Genomic DNA, 6,024 nt, shown 5'->3' with positions numbered 1-6,024 from the left:
GGCTTCGAGCATGCCCATGGTGATCTGCCCGCCCGGCAAAGGAAGATTGTCATCGCGTCCCTGTCGACGGCACGGTACTTGGCCGCTCGCACCCCGTGGGCGACGTCGCGAAGTACCTGCAGGAGGCTGGCCTCATGGACTTCGACAGGCTTGACGTGGTGCGCTCCTCGCTGATCGGGTGGCGCGGGGGCGGGCCCGACGTCTGGACGCATTGACTACGGGCGCAGGCAGCATGCCATTGGGGTCGTAGGACCGGTGAGCACCCCGGCCCGGCGCGATGCTGTCGTCATGACCTACGGCTTCACCGCGCATATGGACGAAACCGCCACCTGGTACCGCGACGTCCTCACCGCCTTCTACCCCACCCGCGCGGGGGGGAACAGAATGGTGCTGGTGCTCGCCGAGACGGAGCGCGAATGCGGCCGCCCAAGGTGGCGGCCCAAGTGGCTGGACGCGTACGAGCACTACGGAGGGACCGGCCTTACGCGGATGACTCTGGCAGGAAAGGAGCCGAGGCCTGTCCTGCAATGACAGTGACGCCCATCACCTGCTCCAGCCGGTTCAGCAGCGCCGCGGAGAGCTCCCCCCGGGCTCCGTCAGCCGCGTGCAGCGCCCGTTCGAGCGCCATGATCCGTTCGGCTTCGATCGGCTCCCGCCGGATTACTGACTCCCGGGTCATCTCTGTCACATGACGCAGCGCCTTGAGCACCCGGAGTTGATCAGGGCCGAAAGCCGCAGAGGGGGAGGTGGCGGAGGGGTAGCCGTAGCCGCTTTGCTGGATCCAGACCCCGTCGTGCAGTGCATGGTCCAAGGCGGACTGCGCGCTGTCCCTGGCTGTGGTCAGTGCCGCGTCGAAGGCGGCAATGTCCACCAGGAGTCCTAGTTCCAGGTCCTGAATGGATCGCGCCAATAAGTCTCGCCATGCACGGGTCGTCGTGCGCATGATGATGATTCGTGTCGGCTCGGCTTCCCTCCGCGCCCGGCCCTCCGCCTCTTTGGCCGCTCTTCGCGCCGCCGAGGCCACGTGCACGGGTCCCCAGTAGGCGGCGGCCGCGGTGACGATGGATCCCCCCAGCGCTCCAAGTAACCCGACGACCGTTTCTGACATGGCTTCGTCTTCCCCTGCGGCGATACCGCTAGGTGCGGGTACGCACCCGCCAAAGTATCGGCCCCAGCTGATCCGAACCAGACTCAGCGTGCTTGCGCTGCAATGGACCGGCCGCGTCATCGCGGCCCCGACTTCGCCCGCCGCAGGGGTCATCACGCGGTCCGGACGAAGTGGGGGCCGCAAAAACGGCTCTGCCACGGGAGGTTGCGGGCCTCAAGCGGGGACGTTCACGACGGAGCGGGCAATGCTGGTGCGGAGGCAATCGCCTCCGCACCCATGCGGGCCCCAGTCTCGCAGCGCCAACGCCCATAGCGCTGGAAGCCACGACTTGTTTCCCGGCAATCGCTCAAGCGCAGACCGCGTCAGCGGCGCGGGTACACCGCCACGCTGTACTTGTCGTCATCCTCACTCAGGTAGACAGCCTGGTTCCTCCCTCATGCCTACCCCGGGCGGACCACAGGTCGAGACTGCGCCGAGTCCGGCCCGCACGATGTGGCGTCGGCGCTCCTCACCCTTCTCGATGATCCGAGGAGAGTAGTGCGCAGTCCCGCCCATAACTGGGCGGGTGAGCGCTTGGTCGCCTGGCACGCGGGGAAAGCCCGGTGGTCAGGGTGTCGTAGCGGACGTCAGCGGGACGTGAGCGGAGTGCAAGCGGAACGTCAGCGGAGGGCTGTTTCATGCCAGGGCGGGGGCAGTCGGCCATCCGGCACGGTTCCGGCCGCCGCATCCCGCTCACCCGACGCCGTACCCGGCGTCGTCCAGGTCATCAGCGTAGGCGAGGGAACAGAGTGCTCAGGATGATGAGGATCAAGGCCGCGATTGTCGCGGCGGCCGCCGTGGCGGGACTCGCGGTGGCCACCGCGCCGGCCCAGGCGAGCGAGTGCAAGGCCGAGGGCGGCGGACGGTACATCTGCGAGTACGGCGTGAGCGAGCACCAGTTGCCGGACGGCTGGAGGGAACAGTTCATCATCGGCACCAACTACGCCGTGTTCACGCGCGCGGGCGTCAACGGCAAATGGAGCAAGTGGCAGTCCCTCGGCGGGGTGGCCCGCAGCCAGGTATACATCGAGAGCGGCTACCAGGGCGGCGACTTCTACACACGCGTGTTCGTGGAGCGTCGCGACGGCTCGAACTGGCAGCGGATCCGACCGAGCCTCACCAAGGTCTGGGGTCCCTGGGAGAAGTCCGGGGGCGTCAAGCCCTGATCCGGGAAGGCGCGCGCCGCCGCATCTCCCAAGGCCGCCGCCCTTGCGCTTCGGGGGCGGCCTTGGCCACGACGACCACGGGTTCGTCCGGGTCGGGTTCTCCTGGCGGTGCGGGACGAAGGGCGGAACGAGCAGAAAGTAACCGGGGCCCGCGGTGATCCGCTCCTCCCTCGTACCGTCGTGGAAGACGAACACCCGCACCATGGTGGTGCCGACCGGCGGCCGTGATGACGGCACGTGCCGGTGTCCAGGCCCACCCGCATCGCTGATCCTGCCCGCGGGGCCTCCGCCGCATGGGGAGACGGCTCGCCCCCGGGCCCGATCCCCGCGCGCCGCGGACCCGGAACAGTGGTCCCCATGGTGATCAACGGGACAGGTGCGACTGCGGTACGGACGGCCGGGGGGCCGCCCGTGACCCGAGCGTCTGCGCCGCCACGGAATCAAGCCCAGGCCCGTGGGCCTCCGTTGTCGAGCATCGCCTTCGACGAGTTCACGGCGGTGGTCAACGGGAACAGGGCGGTGGAGCTGGAGCAGCGGCGCGTGGAGCTGTTGCGTCGGGACGAGGGAGCGACGGCGCGCCGCGCCGCCCCCGTGTTGACCTGACCGGTGGCACGGCGTTCATCGTCGAATGCGTTCCACGAGGGCGACGAGCAATTCCGGTGCGTTCCGTTGGATCCCCTCGTCACGGACTAGCTGTGCATGCTGTCCTGATCTGTGAAGCCAGTGGGATGGGCGAGCGGTTCGAGGCTTTGGTAGATCGGTCGGTGGAACTCGCCCGGGTGATGACGGGATGCCAACCCATTCTCGTCGGCGCCACCGGCGACATGGCCTCCGGCGGCATGGGCTCCGGCATCATGGTCGCCGCCACCAGCTCCCCCGCCCTCTCCCTCGCCCTCCTGCCCGCCGTCGCCGCCACCGCCTACCGCCGATGACTTCGGACATCCCTTCGCCAGACATCACCGTCGACGGCACCGGCCTACTCTGCGTCGCCCTCCTGCTGCGCCTGCGCAAGGAGATCGACGGCGCCAGCCGGGCATCATCGTCCACGTCATCGCCACCGACCGAGCCGCACCGCTCGACCTGCCCGCCTGTTGCCATATGACCGGCCACCAACACCTCGGCCCCGTCCCTGAATCGGGCCGAGATATCCACGCACTTCGTCTCACGCCCCAGCCGATGGCAACCCGACCAGATGCACCCTGGCACAGGGCCGAATCGAGCCACTGGCGTCGGGGAGAACGCTCATTGGTGACCAGGCCTCGCACCGCCGCCGCCTTCGGTCAAACGGCAACAGTTCCGCCGCCCGGTCTGGTGGCTCGAGGGACGGCCTTGTGTCCGGCGTTCTCCCAGCCAGGCTCATGGAGCGGCGGCATCTCCCTTGCTCTTCAACACGTAGCACTTGACAGAGAAGGCGCCGGATGGGGCACGAAGCGCACCCTCGACGTCCATCTCGTCCAGCCGGACGTGGTCATGGAAGCGCCGTCGACGTCGCCCGCGACGCCACGGGGCGATGGCCGCACCCGGTCCGCCCTCATAGCAACCGCACCGACATCGACGTGGCGCAGGTACCGCTGTTCGGCCGATGAACAGCGGCGGCCGCCGCGTGGCCGACCTTAAGCCTCAAGCCTCAGTGTCGCAGGGGTGCTTCTGGCGGTGTGCCGAGTCGTTCAGGATGTACGGCGGACTCTACGGCCGAGCAAGCTCGGCCGTAGAAACAGGGCAGGCTCGGTCCTGCCCAGCAGCAGGCTCAGTCCCGCCCGACGAGGAAAAGGTGCTGCCCGGTGTGCCCCTTCCTCATAAGGCTTGCATGTGCGTCCCTGTCAGTCCTGTGGGTCGTGGTCGCTGACGCGGGGCACGGGCGTGAACGGCCCGAGCTCGGGACGCTGCCGCTTGCGTAGGTGCCGGTGCCACCTCTTGACGCACCAGAGGGCCAAGGCGATCGGCAGGAACGACAGCACCGTGGGTACCGCCAGCGGCAGCCATGTCCACACGGGCATCGGGCGTACCACGGCCAGGAGAATCGGCACCACGACGCTCAGCCCCAGGAGCAGAGCGCCCCACACGTTCTGTACCCGAGACCACCATATGCGGCTCTGCAGGTGTGGCTCGAGGAGCATCATCACGGCCAGCGCGAGGCTCACGAGCGGGGCGAACAGCCAGGGCGAAAGGGGTAGTCCGCGGTTGCCGAAGAGCTCTCCGGTGAATGTGGCGGGGATGTAGGCGACCAGCAGGAACGTGACGGTGTAGATGACCCCGCCGGCGAGGGCGCCTGGGTCGTCCTCCTCCGTGTCCTGCCCTGTCGGGTTCGGCTCACGGTTCATCGCAGCCGCCTTTCCAGCCTGCCGTTACAGGCACGCTTCCGCGAGGGCGGGCAGGCCCGTGGAGTTGACGATGAGTTCCACGATCTCATCATCGATGCCGCTGCCAGGACGCTTACCGTGCTTAACGTAGGCCCAGATGGCCTTGACGACCTTCTTGCCGTTCCTGATGAGCTTCCAGGCCTTGGCGATGCCGATGCCGTTCTCTGCGGCGAACTTGGCCACTCCGGTCGCGCACCCGAACCATCCGCGCTCTGTCAGCGGTTCGGCCTGGGCGCTGGGGTCCAGGAACTCGACGACCTCACGCAGCGCGTCCTGGTCGCCGCCTTCGACCCTGTTGATCAAGGGTTCGGGTATGGAGCTGATGACGTCGACCGCGCGCTGGATCGCCGCTTCCCCCTCCGCGTCACTCACCTTCGACAGATCGATCCCCTCTTGAAGGGAGGCCGATAACGCGGTCTGCGCGGTGTGCGTGTTCCCGCGATCGGCGGCCACCGCCGAACCCGACAGTCCCGTCCCCACGATCGCCACAGCCGTGACAGCGGCGATGGCCACGCCACATCTGCGTCGGCGAACGTTGTTCTGCATGCCCCGTACTCCTCTAATCGGTCATTCCAGGCACAGCTCGCGACCCGGCCTTGGTGCGCACCGAGTCGCGCAGACTGCCCTGCGGTCAAGATCAAGCTGATCACGGTCCGCGGCTACGAGCTGTGGCAGAACCCACATGCACAACGCAAGTTCCCGCAGATTGACAGGCGTTGGCGCAATCCGGGCCGCAGAAAGCGCGGTTGCGTTACTTAGGTACCTTGGAAACAACGAGAACCTCGGCAAGCGGGGCGGCTTGGCTGAGTACACCTTGACCTGATCCACTCCCCCTCGGAACAAGCGCTCCAGCGAACCGCCTCACTTCTGTCTTGACATCAGGCGTAGCCAAGGAGAACGAATGCCGTGCAGCGCCGGTGCACGCCACGGCAACGGGCGCGCGGCGTCGAGCCACTCAATGGCCAGCCTGCCGCCCGCGGAACGGCCCGGGCTCGGTCGACCGCCACCGTGAACGCCTCCTGGAGGTGGCGCAGCCGCTCGGCCGTGAGATCGAGGGCCTCCACATCCGTGCGGGACTCCCGCAGGACCCGCAGCGCCTGCAAGTCGATCGCCTCCCCGGGCCCGGCCTCGTGCTCCCGGTCGCCGTGCTCGGGGTCTCCCTGCTCGGGGTCGGTCGGCTGGGGTGCGAGCAGATGCCCGGAAATCGCCGCCTGCCGGTGGGCGATGACGTCGTACGTACGATCGTACGTACGGCCCCGCACGGCGGTGGTGTTGCGCGGCTTCTCCCGGTCCACCGCCCCGGCGAGGACGGCGCGCTCGTACTGAAGCGGGCCGCGGGGGACCTCCCACT

6 protein-coding genes and 1 pseudogene are annotated in these 6,024 nt (G+C 68.0%); 3 read left to right on the top strand and 4 right to left on the bottom strand.

Annotated elements, in window-relative coordinates; genetic code table 11:
* Positions 1-481 precede the first annotated feature (481 nt).
* Entirely contained in the window at positions 482-1,108 is a 627-nt protein-coding gene (locus AB8Z36_RS24825; RefSeq protein WP_369215588.1) for a hypothetical protein, read from the bottom strand.
* 797 nt (positions 1,109-1,905) lie between these two features.
* Between AB8Z36_RS24825 and AB8Z36_RS24820 the strand changes: the two genes are divergently transcribed.
* From AB8Z36_RS24820 to AB8Z36_RS24810, 3 genes are all read left to right on the top strand, one after another.
* Positions 1,906-2,313: a hypothetical protein gene (locus AB8Z36_RS24820; protein ID WP_369215587.1), complete on the top strand. Its 408-nt coding sequence runs from the start codon at positions 1,906-1,908 to the stop codon at positions 2,311-2,313.
* Positions 2,314-2,778: 465 nt separating this feature from the next.
* The gene (locus AB8Z36_RS24815; RefSeq protein ID WP_369215586.1) at positions 2,779-2,916 is read left to right on the top strand and encodes a hypothetical protein; all 138 of its coding nucleotides are present in this window, start codon (positions 2,779-2,781) and stop codon (positions 2,914-2,916) included.
* A 179-nt stretch (positions 2,917-3,095) separates the two neighbouring features.
* Complete coding sequence (locus tag AB8Z36_RS24810; protein ID WP_369215585.1) at positions 3,096-3,245, top strand: hypothetical protein; 150 nt, start codon at positions 3,096-3,098, stop codon at positions 3,243-3,245.
* A gap of 888 nt (positions 3,246-4,133) precedes the next feature.
* Here the strand turns inward: AB8Z36_RS24810 and AB8Z36_RS24805 are convergent.
* The 3 genes and pseudogenes from AB8Z36_RS24805 to AB8Z36_RS24795 all read right to left on the bottom strand — a co-directional run.
* Positions 4,134-4,634 (bottom strand): hypothetical protein, encoded by a 501-nt coding sequence (locus AB8Z36_RS24805; RefSeq protein WP_369215584.1) that lies wholly within the window; start codon positions 4,632-4,634, stop codon positions 4,134-4,136.
* Between the two features lie 24 nt (positions 4,635-4,658).
* Positions 4,659-5,219, bottom strand: a complete 561-nt coding sequence (locus AB8Z36_RS24800) for a hypothetical protein (protein WP_369215583.1) — start codon at positions 5,217-5,219, stop codon at positions 4,659-4,661.
* Positions 5,220-5,551: 332 nt separating this feature from the next.
* Positions 5,552-6,024, bottom strand: a pseudogene (locus AB8Z36_RS24795) (hypothetical protein); the annotation flags it as partial.

Source organism: Streptomyces flavofungini (genome assembly GCF_041028215.1).
In the GTDB taxonomy this organism is placed as follows: domain Bacteria; phylum Actinomycetota; class Actinomycetes; order Streptomycetales; family Streptomycetaceae; genus Streptomyces; species Streptomyces flavofungini_B.
This window is presented reverse-complemented; position numbering and strand designations above follow the sequence as displayed.

Excerpts from the sequence above, each read along its gene's own strand:
- AB8Z36_RS24825 (WP_369215588.1), bottom strand. The coding sequence starts at position 1,108 with ATGTCAGAAACGGTCGTCGGGTTACTTGGAGCGCTGGGGGGATCCATC.
- AB8Z36_RS24820 (WP_369215587.1), top strand. The coding sequence starts at position 1,906 with ATGATGAGGATCAAGGCCGCGATTGTCGCGGCGGCCGCCGTGGCGGGA.
- AB8Z36_RS24810 (WP_369215585.1), top strand. The coding sequence starts at position 3,096 with ATGACGGGATGCCAACCCATTCTCGTCGGCGCCACCGGCGACATGGCC.
- AB8Z36_RS24805 (WP_369215584.1), bottom strand. The coding sequence starts at position 4,634 with ATGAACCGTGAGCCGAACCCGACAGGGCAGGACACGGAGGAGGACGAC.
- AB8Z36_RS24800 (WP_369215583.1), bottom strand. The coding sequence starts at position 5,219 with ATGCAGAACAACGTTCGCCGACGCAGATGTGGCGTGGCCATCGCCGCT.